The organism is Thermoleptolyngbya sp. PKUAC-SCTB121 (assembly GCF_016919485.1).
Lineage (GTDB): Bacteria > Cyanobacteriota > Cyanobacteriia > Elainellales > Elainellaceae > Thermoleptolyngbya > Thermoleptolyngbya sichuanensis.
On sequence record NZ_CP070366.1, the window covers coordinates 3944715 to 3964978 of the forward strand.

14 protein-coding genes are annotated in these 20264 nt (G+C 57.9%); 8 read left to right on the forward strand and 6 right to left on the reverse strand.

The genetic code is table 11. The features are described from left to right. Positions 1–924: 924 nt before the first annotated feature. Positions 925–4932: a hypothetical protein gene (locus tag JTM80_RS16185; protein WP_205369815.1), complete on the forward strand. Its 4008-nt coding sequence runs from the start codon at positions 925–927 to the stop codon at positions 4930–4932. Positions 4933–7312: 2380 nt separating this feature from the next. Here JTM80_RS16185 and JTM80_RS16190 read toward each other — a convergent pair. The 3 genes from JTM80_RS16190 to JTM80_RS16200 form a co-directional block, all read right to left on the reverse strand. Further along, the gene (locus tag JTM80_RS16190) at positions 7313–7996 is read right to left on the reverse strand and encodes an ATP synthase F0 subunit B (RefSeq protein ID WP_172354293.1); all 684 of its coding nucleotides are present in this window, start codon (positions 7994–7996) and stop codon (positions 7313–7315) included. Then, positions 7897–8457 (reverse strand): pantetheine-phosphate adenylyltransferase, encoded by a 561-nt coding sequence (gene coaD, locus JTM80_RS16195; protein ID WP_172354292.1) that lies wholly within the window; start codon positions 8455–8457, stop codon positions 7897–7899. Before coaD ends, JTM80_RS16190 begins: the two co-directional genes overlap by 100 nt. Positions 8458–8983: 526 nt before the next feature. Beyond that, on the reverse strand, positions 8984–9919 hold the full coding sequence (locus tag JTM80_RS16200; protein ID WP_205369817.1) for a carbohydrate ABC transporter permease: 936 nt from the start codon (positions 9917–9919) through the stop codon (positions 8984–8986). Between the two features lie 531 nt (positions 9920–10450). Between JTM80_RS16200 and JTM80_RS16205 the strand changes: the two genes are divergently transcribed. The 6 genes from JTM80_RS16205 (at position 10451) to JTM80_RS23135 (ending at position 14794) form a co-directional block, all read left to right on the forward strand. Continuing rightward, positions 10451–10906: a hypothetical protein gene (locus tag JTM80_RS16205; RefSeq protein WP_205369819.1), complete on the forward strand. Its 456-nt coding sequence runs from the start codon at positions 10451–10453 to the stop codon at positions 10904–10906. Positions 10907–11007: 101 nt separating this feature from the next. Further along, positions 11008–11397, forward strand: coding sequence for a hypothetical protein (locus JTM80_RS16210; protein WP_205369822.1), 390 nt, complete (start codon positions 11008–11010; stop codon positions 11395–11397). A gap of 34 nt (positions 11398–11431) precedes the next feature. Continuing rightward, positions 11432–11914 carry a hypothetical protein gene (locus JTM80_RS16215; protein WP_205369823.1) on the forward strand — a complete coding sequence of 161 codons (483 nt, stop codon included), beginning with the start codon at positions 11432–11434 and terminating at the stop codon, positions 11912–11914. Between the two features lie 47 nt (positions 11915–11961). After that, complete coding sequence (locus tag JTM80_RS16220) at positions 11962–13377, forward strand: hypothetical protein (protein ID WP_205369824.1); 1416 nt, start codon at positions 11962–11964, stop codon at positions 13375–13377. 858 nt (positions 13378–14235) lie between these two features. Next, positions 14236–14640, forward strand: a complete 405-nt coding sequence (locus JTM80_RS16225; protein WP_205369825.1) for a hypothetical protein — start codon at positions 14236–14238, stop codon at positions 14638–14640. A gap of 19 nt (positions 14641–14659) precedes the next feature. After that, the gene (locus JTM80_RS23135) at positions 14660–14794 is read left to right on the forward strand and encodes a hypothetical protein (protein WP_255548784.1); all 135 of its coding nucleotides are present in this window, start codon (positions 14660–14662) and stop codon (positions 14792–14794) included. Positions 14795–15097: 303 nt separating this feature from the next. On the opposite strand, the gene JTM80_RS16230 is transcribed toward JTM80_RS23135, so the two are convergent. From JTM80_RS16230 to JTM80_RS16240, 3 genes are all read right to left on the reverse strand, one after another. Beyond that, a complete protein-coding gene (locus JTM80_RS16230; protein ID WP_172354286.1) occupies positions 15098–15757 on the reverse strand; it encodes a PTPA-CTERM sorting domain-containing protein in 660 nt (219 codons plus the stop codon). Positions 15758–16457: 700 nt separating this feature from the next. Continuing rightward, positions 16458–17531, reverse strand: a complete 1074-nt coding sequence (locus JTM80_RS16235; protein WP_172354285.1) for a low specificity L-threonine aldolase — start codon at positions 17529–17531, stop codon at positions 16458–16460. 60 nt (positions 17532–17591) lie between these two features. Further along, positions 17592–18548: a lipopolysaccharide assembly protein LapB gene (locus tag JTM80_RS16240; protein ID WP_172354284.1), complete on the reverse strand. Its 957-nt coding sequence runs from the start codon at positions 18546–18548 to the stop codon at positions 17592–17594. A gap of 390 nt (positions 18549–18938) precedes the next feature. Here JTM80_RS16240 and JTM80_RS16245 point away from each other — a divergent pair, with 390 nt between their 5' ends. Next, positions 18939–20243, forward strand: coding sequence for a hypothetical protein (locus JTM80_RS16245; protein ID WP_172354283.1), 1305 nt, complete (start codon positions 18939–18941; stop codon positions 20241–20243). Positions 20244–20264 lie beyond the last annotated feature (21 nt).

The following is a 20264-nucleotide window of genomic DNA, read 5'->3' on the forward strand; positions in this document are numbered from 1 at the left end:
ATCTTCGCCAGCTTGCTTTATCAAAGAACACATCGACCGCGCTAACCGTTCAAGACGGGAGAAATATGGAATCTTGAACCGCACCCAGTACAAATTATGAAGTGCGATATGCCGATCGGCAACGGTTGTGGCTAGCCAGGATATGCCAGGTCAATGTGCCAGGTTCGCTATGACCCTGCGCTATCCTAACGTGAAACTCAAAGTCCGTCCCTCTCAAGAGAGAGTAAGCTGCGACAAATCTTTCAAAACGCCCGTCTCTTCAGAAGAACGCCGATCTAGACTAGAAGAGCGATCGCCCATAAACCGTGGTTCCAATTACGCAATTACACACTAAAATTTGGGCACGCTCTACAGTGCTGGATGTGCCTCACCCCAGGAGCCTTGCATTCAAGTCTTACACTCAAGCCCTGAAATTCAAGTCTTGAGCGAGTGTTCAACCCAAAATGTAGCTCCAAAACGTTGATTTTTCTTGCAGCATGGGAAGAATAGCGACGTTTTTGGGGAATCCTATAGCGATATAAGCGAGCGATATAGATGTACTTGAGTAGGCGTACTTAAATCATCGATGGACTTGGGGGACTGGGGATACATGGACTTGGCGTATGCATAGCGACTACTTACGTAAGCCAATTACGTAAGCCAACCGCAAGCCAACCGCCATCGGCGAGTCGTTACGTGGGCGAACCGCTAAGCTACCCCTAAGTCAGTCCAGAAGGGTCAATCCAGAAGGTCAATCCGAAGGTCAATCCAGTCCACGACGGCAAGCGTAAGCGTAATAGCTAAGCCCAGTTCAGGCAAATCCACTCGCAAATCCACTCTAGGTAAACCCAGTCCAGGTAAACCTAGTCCAGGCAAACCTTTAACCCATCGACCTGCCAGCTTCGGCAACTCCAGGCCGCTTCCTTCGTTCCCCTCAAGACAACCGTGACGTATCAACCGGCGCAACTTCAGGACTTAATTCGGGCGATCGACGAGGTGCTGGGCAAATCCAGCCCCCGGCTGCCTTGGGTAATGAGCGGCGAGGCAGACCAACAGCGCCGTGTCCTGGAGGAAACCCGACGCTATCTGGCCCAAATGCAGCAGCAGGGAACCCCAGCAGCGGGGAGCGCCCTCGCCCACGACCCCATGAATCAGGGCTATGCGGTGCCCCTGTCGCCGACCTCGCCTGCGGAATCGGCCCAACAGGTGCTGCAAGCCATGCTGCAAGAGATGACCTACTTGCGGACGACGGTGATGCAGCCGCTGCGAAATGACCTGGAAGTGCTGTATCGCCAGCGCGATCGCCTCCTGCAAGAAATTCACGAGCTAGAATCTCAGCGCCAACAGGCCGTGCTGACGGATGCCACACCGCCGCCTGCGGCCACGCTGCCCGCCGCTGACCAGCAGCGCCTCATCTCCGAGTTTTTGCAAACGCTGATGAGCCGGTTGCAGGCAGATCTATCGGGGCAGGTGGCCCAAATGCTGACGGAGATCGAGGCTCAGGCTGCGGGTGCTGGTGCCAGCGTTGCAGAGCCACATCGCCCCTCTGCCGCATCAGAAGCATCTGACTCGGCTGTGTCCCCATCTGCAACTGAGGTGCCCGCCCTTACGCCCGCCGAGCGCCTCCAGCAAATTCAGCGCATCCAGGCTCAGTCTGACCAACTGCTGCTGAAGCTAGACAACAGCCTACGAGTCATCTTCGAGTCGCTCCAGAGCAACATCGAAACCTATCAGGAATCGCTCAGCCTGGGGCTGGACAAGATGAATACCCTGGGGCAGCAGGGCGAGTCCATCTTTGCGGCAATGGTGAACCGCCTAGCCGAACAGCTTAGCCGAGAAGCCTCCCACTACCTCCAGGCCTCGATTCAAGATGCCGAATGGCAGCCCGCTACTAGCCTGCCCCAGTCGTCGGCCCGCCCGCCTGCCGAGCCGCCTGCCCCACAGCCGACGACAGAGCCAGCCACGGAACAGTGGCCACCTGCCTCGCTGGAAACTGCTGCTTCGTCTGCCCGTCCGCAGTCCGACAGCCTCGACCCAATCGACCAACTCCTCAGCGAACTGGAAGACGAACTGACGGTATTTCAGGTGCCGGAACCTGTTTCGGATGAAGACTTGACCGTGTTCCAAGTGCCAGAACTCGATTTGGATGAGGAACTGACGGTATTCCAGGTGCCGGAACCCAGCCCGGACTCTGGTGCGGCTGACCGTGTGGCCTCCGAAAGCGAGTCAGACCCAATGCCTGCCGATACCCGCCCCATGGGTTCCACTGCCTATCCGGGGCTGCTGGACGAAATTGACGACCTAGAAGCATTGGAACTGCTGACTCAGGAGCTAGAGCGGCTGGAACTGGCATCGGTGCCGGAACTGCCAGAACTGGAGGACGACGCGGAGTTTGCATCGCTAGACGATGGCGACGAAGACCTGACGATGTTTCAGATTGACGAGTCGGCGATGACGGATTTCCGGCCGGATGAGCCACTGGGCGATCCTCGCACGGTCTTGCAGGTCGATGCTGAGGAGGCTGAAGAGACAGAAGAGACAGAAGAAGCCTCCGTCAGTCCAGGCTTGTCAATTGAAGATTTGGACTCGGCGCTAGATCTACTGGGGCAAATTAGTACCCAACTGGATGCCGAGCTAGAGCAGGCAGGCTCCACCGACGGGCCCGATAGCGCCGACCTGACGACGGGATTTGGACTGGATGCCGACTCTGTTAGCGGTACAGACTCCTATGACGAACTGGATGCGTTTTACGAGAGCCTGTTTGGCATAGACGCGGCTGGGGCCACCGGAGAGACGGCAGAGACGGCAGATGAAGAGCCAGTCGATCAACACCTGTCGGATGCGGAACAGCGATCGCGCGTTCAGCTTGTCCCCGATATGACGGACGTAGCAGAACCCAGTTCGGTGAGTGAAGGTGAATCCGATCTGCCTGATCTGTCTGGTTCGACTGATCTGACTGATCTAACAGATCTGAGCGATACGCCCCCCATTGATGCCGAGTTGGGTAGCCTGGACAGCCTGGATCAGGCTTTGTTTGGCGGACAGGCAGACCCAGCCAGCGATGCAACCGATGCGACCGATGCGGCGATCGCCAGCCCCAGCGTTGATGAACTGGTGGATTTGTTGAGCGAGTTCATGAATGTCCCTGCTGCGGCCGCTGCTGGGGAAGCCCGTGCTGGAGAAATAGCAGATCCAGCCGAGCCGACGGCGCAAACCGAGTCCTCCGCCTTGCAGCCGCCTCATTCCACAGAGCGATCGCCCGAAGCAGTCGAGCATCTGCTGTTTGGGGAATCTCCAGAGCCGCCCCCCGCCGAGGAGCCGGACGGTGGCCTGTCTTCGCCCCAGCCCAACAAGCCGGAGGTGATCCGCTCCCTCAACGACCTGCTGCAACTGATGGCGGCAGAATCCGCAGAAGAGTCGGCGGTGGGGCTGCCAGCGAGTGGACTGGCGACCGATGCCGAAGATCGCTACGAGCCTGCAAATCCGGGCGAAGACCTGTTGGGTGGCGACGATGTGCTGTCCAGTCCCCGTCCCGATGTACAGGTGACCCAGACCACGCTGGAGCAGCTTGTGGCTGATTTATCAGATCTGGAAGGGCTAGCGGCGGATGCCTTTAGCACCGACTTGGCTGCCCTCAGTTCGTCCGCAGCAGCGCCCGCCACAGACGTATCTGAAACGGACTCTGAAACGAGCAGTAGCTTTACAGATTCGCTGGCAGACTGGGGGCAATTCCCGCAGGAATCGCTGCGCGAGTCGCCCGATCCGTTCCCCGCTGCGGGTTCGGTTGCCGACCCGACTGACGAAGGTCAATCCTACTGGCAGGGCAGTTCTTTCGCTCAAAATGCCCCGACGGAAGAGGATCTGTTTATCTCCAGCCTGTTTCCTGTCGAAGATGGGTCGGACGACGAGATGACGCTGCTGCTGGACGGGCCGCCGCCGGGACTCTCCACCCCCCTGCCCGAAAAAGCGATCGCTCCTCTGACCACACCAGAATCGCTGGCGGATTGGGTCAACGCGCTGGATGAAACCGAACTGCCGCCCGACCGAGAAGACCTGAGCCTGAGCGACTTTCAGGCGGTGATGCAAACGGAGCCTGCACCATTTGCCCCATTGGACGGAATGGGGGCGATCGCCGATGTGCAAACACCCCTCCATCCAGCGGATTACTCGCCCTTAGTGGAGGAATCATTAGAGGACTCGTTCGCTGACGATTTTTCGGATGACTCCTCTGGTGATTTTTCTAGTGATTTTTCCGGCGATCTGCTTGCTGAGGATCTATTCTCTGGACTAGAAGGTTCTAGCGCAGATAGTGCTGCCGTATCTCCCGCAGAAGTGCCCTCAGCCGCGCCCCCAGCCACGCCTGCCGAGAACGTCGGGTTAGAGTCTGCCAGTCTTGAAGATTTTTCGGCGGATTTTGCCGTGCCTGCCTCGCCTGCGCCGTCCCAGGGCGTTCCTGCGAACTCCCCCGACCTCGCTCCCCCTCCGGCAATTCCCAACAGCCTCGAAGACCTGTTTGCAGAACTGCCGCCTGCCCCGCAGCCCAGTCCGCGCCAACCCAGCGTCCCCCCACCCAGCGACTCCCTCCCGGATAGCATCCTAGAAAATCTATCGCTATCGGTGCCTGCGCCGCCGCCGGGTGAGGCAGCATTGACGCTGAGCGGCTTGGAGAGCCTGTTTGAAGATTTGCCGTCGGTCGGCGAGGTGACTCCTGTGCCGCCGCCAGGGTCGCCCAGCACCAGCCTAACCGCAGCCGATTTGACCAGTTTGTTGGATGACGCAGAACCCGCTCCTGCGGCCGACTTGGGGAATCCAGTGAATCCGGTGGATGAGGCGCAGCCTGCGGATTCGCCTGATTCCTCCAGCGAGGCAAAAAAAAAATCCTCTAATCCGCCCAACCCCCGCGAACCCAGAGGCTTCGGGCGGCTCCAGCCCAACACCCGCCGTCCCCAATAGTGCTGAGCCGGATTGGGAACTGCTGTCCGCTGCCGGAGGCAATTCGGGCCCAAACCCAGATTTTGCCGCTGCTCCTGCTGCCGAGTTGCCGCTGTCTGCAACTGACCCATTGCAACCCTGGCTCGAAAGCTTTGATCCAGAAGACTATGAGCCAGATCTAGAGCTACAGGATTTGATGCAAACTCTGGGGATTGCTCCGGAGGCGCTGTCGCGGCTGCTGTCTGCCCTGTCGGGTGTGTCTGGATCTGGTTCGCCCCAGGCAGGCAAACCCGCTGAAGCATCGGCAAAGCAGGCTGAGAATGTCCAGTGGTATCTGGGGTTGGACATTGGAACAACGGGCATTTCGGCAGTGCTGCTGCGATATCCAGCGGGAGCGCTGTACCCGGTTTACTGGCTGGAATTGCCGCCTGCGTCGGAGCGCAATCGCCTGCCTGCCCGCAAGACGTTTCGGCTGCCCGTGCAGGTGCAACTCAGCGCGGTAGATGAGAAGGATCAAAATACGGCTCCCATTGCGATCGCCCCCCTCTCTGCCAGCCTCGGCCATCCGCGCACCCAACAGCCCCACCGGCTCACTCTCAGCCACCTCAAGCCCTACCTGCAAGTCGGCGTGCCCTACTATTCTACCGAGACGCTGCAATGGGAACCCGTCGCCCGCTGGAGTGATGCCCAGGCCCTGCCGCTGAGCCTGTTTCAGCAAGCGCTACGGACGCTGTTGGTGAGCCTTACCCTCTCAACGGGCGGCTATGCCTCCGAAGATGTTGCCACGACAATCCCATTGCTCACCTGCGGCGCAGTGGATCTGGAAGAAGCCCAGTTTCAGCTTGCGCTGCGGCAGTTGACGGGCGTGATTGTCAGCTATCCCGCCAACTGGTCAGATACCTATAGCTTCAACCTGCGGGAGGCGATTTTGTCGGCTCGTTTGGTTCGCCGGCCTGAGCAGATTTTTCTGCTGGAAGAGGCGATCGCCACGCTGCTGTCTGGCTTGCCCAGCCCCGATGCGCGTCCGCTCCGGCTCTCGCCTGCCCCGGCCCAGCCCGCCGACCTCTACAGCGGCAACTGGCAGGGCGGAACCCTGGTGCTGAGCGCAGGCGCAACGCTGACAGAGTTAGCACTGGTGAACTTACCCAGCCAGTTGCAGCACCTCAGCCCCTGCGACTTCGTAACTCGCACGCTGCCCTACGCGGGCACAGCCCTCGACCAAGACATTCTGACTCAACTGGTGTATCCTGCCTGGGTACGCCAAACCCACGGCCCGCAGCGCCCTATTGTCGAAACTCCCAAGGTCGAAACTCCCAAGGTCGAAATTTCCAAGAATGAGGGCGATCGCCCAACATCGTCCAACGTCTTGTCCCACAAACCGGGCGGAGCAGACTGGCACGAACCTCCTGTTTCTCCCGAAGCGGCAGCCGACCCCTGGCTCGCCGTAGGATGGGACGACTTGACCCTGCCCGCCGTGGGCGATCCCGACCCGGCCCACCGCCACCGAATGCTGCAACGCCTGCGGAGTTCCGATTTGGGACTCTGGCTGTTGCATGTCGCCGAGCGGGTCAAGATTGCGCTCCAGCAGCAGGAACAAGTGGCGCTCACTCTGGGCAACCAGACCCTCAGCCTGACGCGCCACGACCTCAGCAGTCGGGTGTTGCTGCCCTACGTGGAGCGGCTCAATCGGGAGCTAAACACACTGCTGCGGCAAACCGGCCTGTCGCGGCTGGAAATTCGCCAGGTGGTCTGCTCTGGGGGCAGTGCCTCGCTGGTGGCGATCGCCCGCTGGCTGCACCAAAAGCTGCCCAACGCCACCATTCTTCAAGACACCTACCTGTCGGCAAGCCACGCCTCTACTGCCTGTAGCCGCGTCGCCTACGGTCTGGCTGTGTTGCCGCTGCATCCGCAGGTGCTCAATCGGCCGCGCCACCAAACCAGCGACTATTACCTGCTGATGGAACTGCTGCGAACCTTTCCCCAATACCCCGTCACCCTCGACAGCGTGCTGCACACGCTAGAACGGCGCGGCATCGACACCACGGCCTGTCGTCAGCACATTCTCGCGCTGCTGGAGGGGCATCTGCCACCCGGACTGGTGCCGATGCTGGACACAGGGCTGCTCATCCCCACTGCCGCCAGCCAGTCAACCGCAGCTCATCTGCTGGAAGCACCCCTGTTTTTCAAGCAAGACAACCAGACCTATCGCCCCAACCTCCAGCAGTGGCATCGCCTCCGCGCCCACCTCGACATGCTGCTGGCCACCACCTACCAGAAGCTGACCGAGCCGCTGCGAGGGGCGCTGGTTGAACCCAGAAAGCAGAGCAGCAGGGATCAGAGATCAGGGCTAGACTTCAGTCGCTAGCCCCAAGACTCAGCCCCAAGACTCTATTTCTTGACTCTATTTCTTAGGGCGATCGCCTCCCCGCGACAGATTTCGCGCCGGAGCTTCGGGACGGAGCTGGCCCCGGCCATTGCGAACAACACGCAGCATATCGGAAAACTGCTGCTCTAGATCTTGCAAAATGCGATCGGCGTAGTCATCTGCACCGGCCTGGATTTCCTCACATTCGGCGATCGCCCGCCGCCGCATGTCTTCAATCTCCTGCTGAGTCTGCCGCCGCATCCGCTCGATTTCTACCATCGCCTGCTCATGGGCCACTTCACATTCCTGCTGCACACGCTGGCGAATCTGCTTCATCTCAAGCTCTGCCTGCCGCACTAGCCCCATCTCGTCGAGAATTTGCGCGGCCCGCCGCTCTGCCGTTTCGATGATTTCCTGGGCGTATTGCTCCGCCTCCAGCAAAATCTCTTCCTTGTGCTGGAGCAGTTTCTTCGCCTCTTCAAAAGCCGGATGTAGGTTCATCTGCACCAGCTCTAGCTGATCCAGCACCTGATCCTCGTTGATCAGCGTCCGATTGATAATCGGCAGCCGCGATCCTTCCAGGATCATCTCTTCCAGCTTAGCCAGTTCGCGCTGGATATCTACTCCACCGACTCGGCTCGCCTCTCCATTGAGGCTGGCGTTGGCGCTGGTTCCGTTGCGGTCTGGGGCAATGCGGTTGGGGGAGTCTTGGCGTAGCATTGGCAGATATCTAACGCGACGGCGGAAGGGACGAGATGATCAACAGGGCCGCCAAATTTGGCGATTTCTTTAACTAGGCTGCTACTCAGAAAACTATACTCGCTCGAAGTCGCTAAGAAGAAAGTTTCGATATCCTCAGCTAGGGTCTTATTGGTGTGGGCCATCTGCAACTCCTTCTCAAAATCAGAGAGGACACGCAGCCCCCGCAGCAAGACCTTTGCTCCCTGCATTCTGGCATAGGTCACGGTCAATCCATCAAATGTGTCAACTTCGACATTCGGCAAGTGCTGAGTCGCCTGCTGAATCTGTGCTACCCGCTGATCAACCGGAAACAGCGGCGTTTTGCTGGGATTCCGCATGACAACGACAATCAGCCGACCAAATAGCCGACTGCCACGCTCGATGATATCGAGATGCCCCAGGGTAATAGGATCAAAGCTACCAGGATAAACCGCTATCACAGGATTGTGTAGTCAGATTTTAAGGATTGATGGCAACGGTGACGACGCAGGCAGGACGCAAATCTGATCAAATCAGCGAAACAATCAAGTCAGCACAACAAGGATCGAATGTAACCGAGCAGCTTATCAAGACGAGTTCAGTCGGGTTAGTGTCAGTCGGGTTACTTAGTGGGATGCACTCAGGAATGCACTTAGAGGGTGTTTGAAAAGGTATCGCCTGTAATGTTAAGCACTCAGAGATCCCCCCTAGCCCCCCTTAAAAAGGGGGGAAACCGCCTTAAAGTCCCCCTTTTTAAGGGGGATTTAGGGGAATCTTGCACGCTTTGCTACAAACAGTAGGACTTTTCAAACATCCTCTTAGAACAATTCGGCTAAAAATTCGGTTCATGCAAATGTTCAGTTCATGCAAATGATAGATGCCCAGACATTATACGGCGAAGCTTTCTAGAAGCTAACCGGAAAGTTTTATCTAAAGTTTTGCAAGGGTTTTGCCGAGGTTTTGTTAGAAATCGTCAGAAATCATGCGTCAACCTGGCAAATCTGGCGATTCCGAACGCAGCATCAGCCGCAGCACCGACAAACCCAAAATAATCAGAAACAACACCAGCCCTATCGTACAAGCGTAGCTCAATTCCAAATCCTGAAACGCCCGCTCGTACACGTAGTAAACCATTGTTTTGGAACTGTTGCGCGGGCCGCCCTGCGTCATCACAAACACTTCCTCAAACACCTTCGTTGCCGAAATGGCAGAAATCACCGCCACCAGCAGCAGATAGGGCTGCATCAGCGGCACTGTAATGTCCCAATGTTTTTTCCAGCCCGTGGAGCCATCGATCGCCCCCGCTTCGTATAAATCTGCTGGGATTGCCTGTAGCCCTGCCAGGTAAATCACCATGTAATAGCCCAGCCCTTTCCAAATCGTCACCGCCATGACGCTAAACAGGGCAAGTTGTGGGCTGGTCAGCCAGGGCACACCCGCCTCCGATAGCCCCAGCCAGCGCAGCAGTTGGTTCAGCAGCCCCGTTTCGGCATAGAGCCAGCGCCAGGCGATCCCCGCTACCACCATCGAAATCACCACAGGCGTATAAAACGCTGCCCGAAACCCGCCAATTCCCGGTAATGCCCGATTTACCAAGATGGCCAGGCCCAGCGGCAGCGTCACCAAGATAGGAACAACGCAAATCAAGTAAAGCAGCGTGTTTCGCAACGTTTGCCAGAAGATGGGGTCGCGGACGAGGCGCTGGAAATTTGCAGTGCCGACCCAGGCGGGGGGCTGGGTGATGTCAAATTCAAACCGGGTGAAGCTGAGGTAGAAGGCGTTGAGCGCGGGGTAAAAAATCGTCAGCCCCAAGACCAGCAGTGCCGGAGCCAGAAACAGGTAGGGTGCGAGCCGTGAAAGCCATACCCTGGTGCGGACTGAGCGGGCAGCCGAAGCGTGTTCGGGAGACAAGGGAGAGGCCATGGGTTTGAGGATCGGGGGACGGCCCAGCAAGTGCGTGATACAGAAGGAATCATAACGTTGCTGCGTCGCTGGGCGCACGAGATAGGCGAGATGGCGTGGGAAAAAGCGGCGGAAATCGTTCAGAGAATGGGAATACGAGCCAGACACTGACCTCCAGAAAAAGCGCACAAAAGCCAGGGCGTTAGATCATTTACGTTTTAAGTACAATTGTACTAAACTAAAGGAACGCAGTTTTTTTGGGGGCGAGGTTGCTCCGCAACGCTAGTGCGATCGCCACTTTCGCTTATCCCACTGCTGATTGCCCACTGCTGATTGCCCACCGTTTACTGCCCCCCCTTATTGCATTGCACGATCTTGCACTGCCTGTTTTTAACTGCACTGCTTTAAACCCGCTGTAAACCTGCTTCGTTCCAAGCCCGACCTGAAGTTGGTGTTCTGAATTCCCGAATCGCCTGCGACTCTTCTAATTGCTAATTGTCGGATAGACCGGGCTTCGGGCTTCCCAAGCTTTCCCTTGCGCTAACGTGCCCCATGCAAATCCGTCCTATGCAAATTCAGCTTGCCCCTGCTCCGCCCGAAGCAAACGGTTCATCCCCAGCGGCTTCCCCAGCTACTCCGCGTTCTTCTGTGTCGGCTGACCCTGCTCTTTCTAAAGGGCGAGCGGTCAGACGGACTCGCCCCCAATCGTCGGCTGGCTATCCAGCTTGGGGGCGAAGGCTGGCGAAAGGGCTGCAACCGCCGAGCGAGCCGCTGTCGTTCTGTGCTGAAGCGGGGGTTTGGCTGGCAGGTGGTGTGCTGTTTCGGGTGGCGACGCACCAAATTCTAGTGGCGCTGCCGCAGCTTTGGGTTCCTGTGGCGATCGCCCTACTCACCCCTGCAATCGTGGCAACGGCCCTGTCGTTCCGAGTTCCTCGTCTGTCGCTGCTATTGGGCTATCGCCTCTGTCTGATTGCTGCTGGACTCTTCCTGACCGGATTCTGGCTCTAAGTTAACCCCCTAACCCCCCTTAATTCCTATGAGCGTACTTCTTGGAGCGGCCTGGCTGTTAATTGTGTTGTCTTGCTTCGTGCTAGTTGGCGAAGGAGGAAATGATGAAGCGCCGTAAACCCGAACGCAAAAATCCCGCGTCCTATCTGGTGATGGGTGGATCGCTGCTGATGCTGGCGATGCTGATGACGGATTTGGGCGATCGCCGTCCCAAGCCCGTCAGCAACAAGTGTTTGGAGGTGGTGCAGTCGCAGTCGGTGCTGCACCGCGACAAGCTTTCACAACTGCTCAGCATTCCTGAGCGCAGCAGCCGGGAGCAGGTGAAAGCAGTGATCAGCGAACCCTACTGTCGGCTGCCGCAGGTCGAGATTCGCGCCGGAGTGCCCGCCGACCGCGAAGCCTACCCCCTGGCGTTTGACCCGCAGACCTGGTTTGTGGTGCTGTACGAGGGCAATGAGTATGTGGGCTATGACTTTGTATTTAAGAAGTAAGCACCCATTAGGCGCGTATCGGAATCGGCGGCCCATGTGGGGGGCGATTTCCGTAGAGAAAGTGTGCCACACCGCTTGCGCGAACGCTTTGCGAATCGCCCTGCTGATTCCCCTGACAGCTTGTGGCATAGCCCAGGAACCGCCAACCGCTCGCAGTGTGCTCATCCATCAGACCTGGCAAATCCAGCCGGGAAGTGCGATCGCGGGTCATCGCGTGTTGGCGGGGCTGGGCGATATTTCCATTGACTTGGCAGGTCAGCGGGTCTATGCCCCATTTGACGGACAGATGCAGCCAACCGCTGGGAATTGCGTTGTGTTTTCCAGTCCTGAAGTGCCTGCCTATCTGCTGCGGCTGTGTGGGCTGCGGCGGCCTAGTCTGGGCAGCGTGCAAGAAGGGCAAGCGCTGGGGCGTGGCGAGGTGCTGCATTTCGCCACGCTGCGAAAACAGACTGATGGCCGCTGGGCCCTGGTGGAACCGTCGTCCGCACTGCTGACCCGATTGCTGCGATCGCCCTGACTCCCCGCTCCTCCCCTATACTCTTCCCCGACAGACCAACCCCCAACATGGCAGAACTGGCAATCCTGGGCTATATCGTCGGCGGCTATCCGCTGGAGGGGGCTGACCACTCGCCCGCCCCATCGCTGACGCTGGTTCTAAAGTCGTCGGCTTCCCGGTGGAGTGGGTTCAGGGGCCTGCTGGCGGGGTCGATGGCGCTAGTGCTGGCGGGGTCAGTTGTAAACCAGACGGCGATCGCCCTTTCTCCCGATCGGGTGTCGCTGGAGTTTCCTGCTGCTGCTAATTTGCCCGCCACCAGTCCGCTGGCCACTGGCTCACAAGACGCTACGACTGTAGCGTTGGCTTCAGCCTTGCAAAGTGACATCGCCCCCTCTAATGAGGAACACCCCGTTGCCGACCCGCCGCCAATCGCGCCGCTGCCTGTGCCTCCTCAGGCCACCGAGCCACCATTGGGAAAGGGGCGAACTGCGGCTCAGCTAAAATTGCCGCCCCCACCGCCCAGCCCGGCCCAGCCCAATCAAGGAAATGTACAAGTCCAGACACAATCTGCGCCACCCTCTGTGGTGTCATCGTTAGGCCAGGCTCCCCCATCCCAAGACTCGCCCCCTGGTTCCCACTCTGAAGCCCCTGCTTCTATAGCGCTGGCGGGGTCGCCCTCCGCTGCCAAAGACCCGGCGCTGAGTTTTGATCTAGAGTTGGTTCCGGCGGCGATCGCTCCTGTTGTAGCGTCGGTCTCCTCAGAAAGTCCAGTTCTCGCAGCGCTGCCCGCCATGCTTCAGGCGGCGTTTGCAGGCGGGGTAGACTCGCTGGTGGCGATCGCCGTAGGCAGCGCCGAGGGCACGCGCACCCCACGCGGCGACTACACAGCCGCCTACCAGGGGCATACCGATCCGGGCAATGGCGTATGGAACCTGGGCACATTCTCCTATCAGCACGGCGCAGCCTCGCCCGCCGAAGCCGACCGCAAGCAAATCCAGCGGCTCCAGCGGCAAGCGCAGCAGCTCCAGCAGACCGCCGCCAACCTAGGACTAGAGCTAAGTCTGGCAGAACAGCTAAACGGCATTGATCTGGCGAATCAATCGCCCCGTGCGGCGTTGAGTCGGGGCGGCTATCTCGATCGGCTGCTGGAAGCCCGCCAGCAGGGAATCACAGGCGAAGAGGCGATTCTGTGGGCCCGCACCCGCGCCTTTCTCGACCCCGACACGCAGCGCTGGAATGCACCAGGGCTGGGCAACACGACCGAAAGTATCACCCGCGACCAGGCCCGCCGAATGGTGGACGTGCAGCGGGCGATTGCTCTCAATCCTCCGAAAGTCGCATTAACCAGCCCAGCGACCAACTCTGCTGCTGCTCTAAACGCAGCACAATCCTCGTCTTCACCATCCGAAATTTCGCCCAATCGACCTGTAGCTAAAAACACCGATGAGTCGGTCAGTCGCTTGTTGTCGTTCGACCCGCCGTAATCTTACGTAATCCAATTGGAAGAGGGTTAGGACTTACGCAGTTGGACGATTTCTCGCGGGCTGCGCCCGCGAGAAATCGTCCAAAACCCAGAAAACTTAATCGCAAGTGCGTAAGTCCTGAGGGTAATTTCAGGTGATCTAGCTTCGGCAGCAGGACACTGGAGGATTTGACCTCAGAAAGTCAGGCTCAATTCTGTGGGGCTGCCCGTCGGGAACTTCCTGGGTGAATCCTAAGTCGTGCCCGACTGTAAGTGACACCATGAAGATTTAGCCTATCCTCATTGGAGGCATACGGAATTTTACGGAGTTGATGCGCGAAGATCCGCAAGCAGATCAGTTAAAGTGATAATTGTTACATAAATCGGTTGATCTTCTGCGGACTATACGGTATGTTTGTGTATACGTTGTGCGACACACTCAGTTGAAATACGGAAAACGCAAAAGTCTGCGAAAAGTTTTTATCAAGAAATAGCTTTTCTTGCCAGACTCTTCCGGTTTCTAAAAGCGACTGGGATGTTGTGTCCGTATAGCGGCTTTTGAAAGTGCAATCCCTGCACTGCCCGGAGCGTCCGTTGGAGCGTCCGTTTACACCTTATCTGTTTGCATATGACTGCAATATGGCTGCATAGGACTTATGGCTAAGGAGCAAGATGGGCCGCCGCCCGAACGTGTTCCCCGCTGCCTTTTTCTCAGTTGGGTTTCCCCTATGATGGGGCGGCTTTAGGGCATGACGACTTGGGCGATCGCCCTCCGGATTGCAGGTTCAGGATCACGCTTGTTTTGTGTCTTCTCGATCTCGTGTCTTCCCCGTTTGTTGATGTCTTGGCTTTGATAACCCTTAAGGTGGCATCCTTCAAGATGAGCTTACGGCAATTTCTTTCAGAGCCAGAAGAGAACCAGAGTAGCGACAGCTCTGGCGCTCTGTCAGTTTTTTCTCCCGTTCTGCCGCTCTTCCGACGCATTCCGCCAGAGCGGGTTGGGCTATGCGGCGAATTTGACTACGACGGCCTCTCCAAGAGGGTCGAACACTGTTTTCGTCAGCACTGCCGCGAGACTGATCTGCTGGGGCTGCGCGTCAGCCAGCGGGGGGCGATCGTCTTGCTGACCGGTCGCTTTCCCAACCCCCAGACTAAGCACGAACTGGTCGCCTTGGCGCTGGGCGTAGATGGAGCCGTCGGCGTAGAAGTAAATGGAGAGACGATCTTCCCACCGCTGCGAACCTGTCACCTGAGCGTGCCCGCGTCGCTGCACCGAGCTGGCTAAAGGAAGCCCGGATGGGTGGATGGGCTTTGGGGTTTGGCTCAGCACTGGACGAGCCGATGCCCCAGCGACTCAATCCATCAGCGCTCGAAGGGCACTCGCAATTGGCGATCGCCTTGCGCTCGACCACTGGCAGATTCAGCCAGCAGCAAGTTAACGAGGGGCCGGTTCTAACCCGCCTGCAAGCAACCTGTCTGCAACAACTGCCTCTGGCCGCGGTTTAGGGCCAGAACCCGGCAGTTCCAAGCTGCCTGCAAGCAACCTGTCTGCAACAACCCAGCAGCCTGTTTATAACAAAAATGACGCGAAAAAAAATGACGCAACAAAGGCCTGGCTAGATCCCAACGGCATCTAACGCAGGCCAGAATAAGGACGAGCAGGCTCAAGAAACCTGTCTGGATGTTTCATCTAAGTGGGCACTCAGTGCAAAGCAGCCCTGAGCGCCCTCCAGCGAACCCTTCTAGGCCTCGGCATCGGCCTCAGTTTCTTCTAGCGCTCCGTCACGGCGCTTCTTGATTGCCGCAATGCCCATACCAATAATGCCAGGCAGCAGCGCTGGCGTGGGCACAACTCGGTAAGCTACGTTGTCGATATTAATCCAGCCGTTAGTTCGAGTAAAGGTGACAGATTCGATGGTGGGGTCACCGACACCAGCCACAAAGCTGAAGTAGTTACCAGGATCCGATAGGCCAAGCAAATAGGAAAGGGTAGTGGAAAAGGTGCCACCGCCGACCAGATTAAAAACGATGTTCATGTCTGCACTAGGACCGCTCCTACCTCTAAATAAAAACCCGAAAGAGTCCCAGGTTTTGTAGTCGCTGGTGAACGTGACGTTGCTGCCGCTTAAATTTCTCAGACGCAGGTAGTTATCGACCGCAGAGCTTGCAGGCAGAATCCGCAGCCTATTACCTGTGGCAATGATATCGCCATAGTCTTCGTTAAACGTATTGTAGAAGCCAGGAGCAGGTGTCTCGAAGTCAATCACGCCCGTTGGGGGTAGACCCTGGCTGAACTTGGGACCAGTGTCCCGGAACATGCTTAGCGCTTCGGCGGGCAGAGCAGACAGGACGGAAACCGCAGCGGCGATCGCCGTTAGAGCAAACGTTGAGGCTAGTTTCATAAGTTGAATGAATGATCTATCTAAGTGGTTTTGTCGGAACAGACTTGGCAGAGCACCACTCGGTAGATCGAGGCAGACGGGCTTTCACGAGAAACGCTTCTGAGGAGAACCCTGTCTAGGTACTGAGCGCCTTTAGCCTCAGTGCTTGTAACACTCGATGTAGCAACCTACACTAGATTTTGCCTTCGATAGCAAGAGATGACAACGCTACAGCCTGAAATTCACGGAGAACTTACAGTTCTTTCACGAAAGAAAATGCGAGATGCGTGTTTCACTCAATCAAATTGCGACGGAACCCAAATTGCGACGGAACCAGATTTTGACGGGTAGATCGCAAAGTTCAGGGCTTTACGAAACGCCGAATCGTTCAACAGATTCACACTGAACAGGTTTATTGAGACAGCCATGCTCAACTCTACGGATACGATTGGCAAGTTGGAGCTTGAAACTTCAACTTGCTCGCTCACTTTATCAAGGCTGTATCAAGCATATCCGGATCTCTGTGCTGAAAATAACTAGATGACCTGGCACAGATTGCCCGAAATGGCGGTGGTTTCTAGGAAAATACCGGGGCGATCGCCCTAGAGTTCGGATCTTACGGAACAATGCCCGTGTGTTTTTTTTGAGGGCGATCGCCACCAAAATCGCCGCACAAATACGCAGGTCATAAATCCCAGCTTTTTGGTAAGAGTTCCCAGGGTCAAGAGGCGATTGCCTCGTCTACCGCCTCGTCTACGATCGGTCGGCTGTGGCGCTGGGCGGCGCTGAGGAATGCGTCTACGTCTGCTTCGGCCGTGTTAAACGCTGTTACTAGGCGCACCATCGAGCGACCGTCCGACTCCCAGGCATAGAACTGAAAGCCGTCTGCCTGGAGTCCTTTCAGGATGGGGTCGGGAAAGCGGACAAATAGCTCGTTGGCTTCGACGGGATAGGCGAGGGTCACGCCGGGAATTTTCCGCAGTCCAGCGGCGAGGCGCTGGGCCAGGCAGTTGGCGTGGGCGGCGTTTCGCAGCCAGAGGTCGTCTGTCAGGTAGGCTTCCAGTTGGGCGGAGAGAAAGCGCATCTTGGAAAACAGGTGGCCGCCCCGCTTGCGGCGATATTCAAATCCGGCTGCTTGCTCCGGATTAAAAAAGAGGACGGCCTCGGCGGCGATCGCCCCATTTTTTGTTGCCCCAAAGGAGAGCATGTCTACGCCTGCTTGCCAGGTCATCTCGGCAGGCGTGCAGCCCAGGCTAACTAGGGCATTGGCAAACCGCGCCCCATCCAGGTGCAGCGGCAGATGGTATTGGTGCGCGACCTGGGCGATCGCCCGAATTTCTTCCAGCGTATACACTGTGCCCGCTTCGGTTGCCTGGGTAATGCTGACGGCGGCAGGCTGGACATGATGCACAAACCCAATTCCGGCATGGGCCAGCGCGTGGGCCAGCGCCTCCGCCGTGATTTTGCCGTTTTCCCCTGGAAGCGTCACCAGCTTTGCACCGCCAGTAAACAACTCCGGTGCGCCGCATTCGTCTACGTTGATGTGGGCTTCGGCGTGGCAGTAGATCGCGCCGTAGGGCGGCGCAACGACCGACAGAGCCAGCGCGTTTGCCGCAGACCCCGTGGCAACTGGGAACATCGACAGGTTGGTTTCAAACAGGTCACAAAACCGCTGCTGGAGCCGCTGCGTAATGTCGTCAGCGCCATAGGGCATCGCGGCTCCGCCATTGGCAGCAATCAGCGCAGACAGAATTTCGGGCGACGCTCCGGTCACGTTATCGCTGCAAAAGTTCATGGGTGGCTGAGGGGGTGCTGGTTGCAGGTTTAAGGTTGGATGTGTCAAATTACGAACCGTTTAAGGATTGCCCGTGACGCGGGATGGCGAAGAAGGGCTGCTCTCGGCCGCAGGACTGCCTGCCGGGAGAGCCGTTGGGCTGGGCAGGGGCGTTGTGCCTGTGGGTGCGTCCGATGGAGACGATTCCAAGGGCGATGCAGCGGTTTGCCCCTGTCCGCCGCTGGCTAGCTGATTGATCTGATCTTTATATTGGGCTGGAGCTAGGGCAGCGGCGCTGTCGAATAGCGGCTTGGATTCTTCGGTGCGTCCGGCGGCTTGCAGAACGAGCGCCTTGCCCAGCACTGGGCGAAAATCGAGGGCGTTTTGCTCGATGGACTGGTCATAGAGGGCGATCGCCTCTTGCGTCCTGCCCTGCTGCGCGTAGACCCGTCCCAGCAGCAGTTGCACCGAAACCACATCGACACTGCCCGGAGCCACTCGATTTCGCTCATCGGCGGTGCGGAGCGTGTCTTGCAGCAGGCTGACGGCCGCTTCGGGGCGCTGCTGCTCTAGCATCAGGTCCACAAACCCTTGCAGCGCGTTGATATTCCCCGGCTGGGTTTCCAAAATGCTGCGGTAGGCCTGGGCGGCTCCTTCGCGATCGCCCACGCGCTGTTTTGCCTGGGCCAGCAGCACAGTGTAGTCGCTCTGGTCGGGGTTGAGCTTGGCCAGCTTTTCCAATGGCTCGATTGCGCCCTGCACGTCGCCCTGGCGAATGCGGGTTTCCAGCAGCCCCCGCAGCGCGGTTTGATTGTCGGGTTCTCGTTGCAGCACCAGCTCATAGCCCCGCGCCTGATCTGCCAGTTCCGCCTGTTGCGACGCAGGAGACGCGCCGGGTGTTGCGCTGGGCGACGCACCCGAACTGGCCACTCCTGACCGCAGCGCCGTCATAAACGGCAGAAACAGCAGGGCCAAGAAAGCGAAGGCGGCGATCGCCATCACCCCGTTAACAATCCAACGATTGCGCTTGTCAAACACGGCCAAACCCCAAACTCAAATAGAAATTCGTCATTTGTCAAATGCCATTCCATTATGATCCAACATCGAAAACATCAGCCGAAATCCCTGACGCGGGGCGATCGCCTCTGTATAAATCAGCAGGGAATAATTATGCCCCGCGCTTTGTCAGGGGCAGACCCTGCTCTATCTGGGTTTACGCCTTGCCTGTCTGTCGGGACGCACCCTACTCACCCTTGGTCGCTTGGCCCAGAAACCGCTCGATCGATAAAATGCCTTAATCAAGACTGGCAGCCAGCATCAACCTGGATGTTAACCTAGTGTTTATTTCCAAGTGGTTCGCTTGTTGTTTCACTGGCATTTACCTGTCAGCGTTTGCGGGTGGATGGGTTCCCGCAATAAGGAGGTTGCATGAGTTCGTCTCGCGCTCAGTCGTCCAAGTCTTCTGGGTCATCGTCGTCCCCCAATGAACCGTCTCAGGCATCATCTGCACCTGAGCTATCCTCACCAGTACCGACCGATATGGATCAGATTTCCGCCCCCGCTTTGTCCAGCGATGCCCCGACCGTGCCATCCGATTTGCCCACGCCCAACGGTGCTGACGCTCATGCCCACCAGCCGTATGCCTCAGAAAGTCTATCGGAGGATGACAAGACGGCTACTGTGAAGCCGCTGACACCGCCCAAGCCGCCCAAGCCGCCTGTTCGCCCGGCCGCCGCCAAGCCCGAAGAAGACCCCAAGCCTCAGAGCATCAAGCCTTCGGTCGCAGAACCCACAGCAACGCCAGACAAACTAGACAGCACAGTAGCTGAGTCCCCAGCGACGACTGAACCCGTGGCGGAGGTGGGAACTCAAGGGAACGCTGAGGCAGCCTCTGGAACTATTGACGCAGGCGTAGCTGAAAAGAACACCCCGCGAAATCACCCCATTCCGCCCGCCAGCGAACCCATGCAGTATCGCGCAATTGGGCTGGTGCGCGGCGTTTATGCCCCCTCTGAGGAGCAGTTTACCCGTGGCACGCTGACCACAGAAGACGGCACCGTGATCGATGCAGTGCTGCTGGGTCGAGTCATGAGCTTGGTGAAAAAGCATCTTGACCTGACCCAGGCTCACCTGTGGGTGGTGTATCCCCGCACCCGCGAAAAGGTGGCCGATCTGCACGCCCAGATTGTGGGAGTCTGGGAACCTGAAAGTTTAACCAAACCCAAAGAGGCAGATGAGCCAAAAACGGGTGAAGCTTCATCTGAATCTGAAACAGTGCCAGAGTCCGCAATGCCTGATGGACTCACCGACGGCTACTTCTCGGTGCGCGGTGAGGTGCTGTCGGCTTCTCCCGAAGAGAATCGCGTTGTCGTGCGCGTGCAGCAGGCTCCCAAAAAAACCGACAAACCTGGTGAAGACAAGGAGCGGATGTTCAAAATCATCCTGCATGGAACCCTGGAAGGTAAAACCGTAGGCTATTTCTGGGATTTGCATGTACAGCGCAAGGGAAACGACCTGATGTTGCAGGGCGGAACGTTGATTGGTCTGGTGCCACCCAAGAAGCGCAAGTCTAAGGGTGGCGGCCCACGCAGCAACTTCGCTCGCAAGAAGCGCTTCCCTGATCGGGGCGGTGCGCCGTCTCGTCCCGTTCGCGCTGGCGAGGGCGGATCGACTCCGGCTCCTGTGCGACGCGAGGGCATATCTAAGCCCGTGAAGCGCCAGAAAGATTCTTAGTGCAGGTTTGGTTCCTGGGGC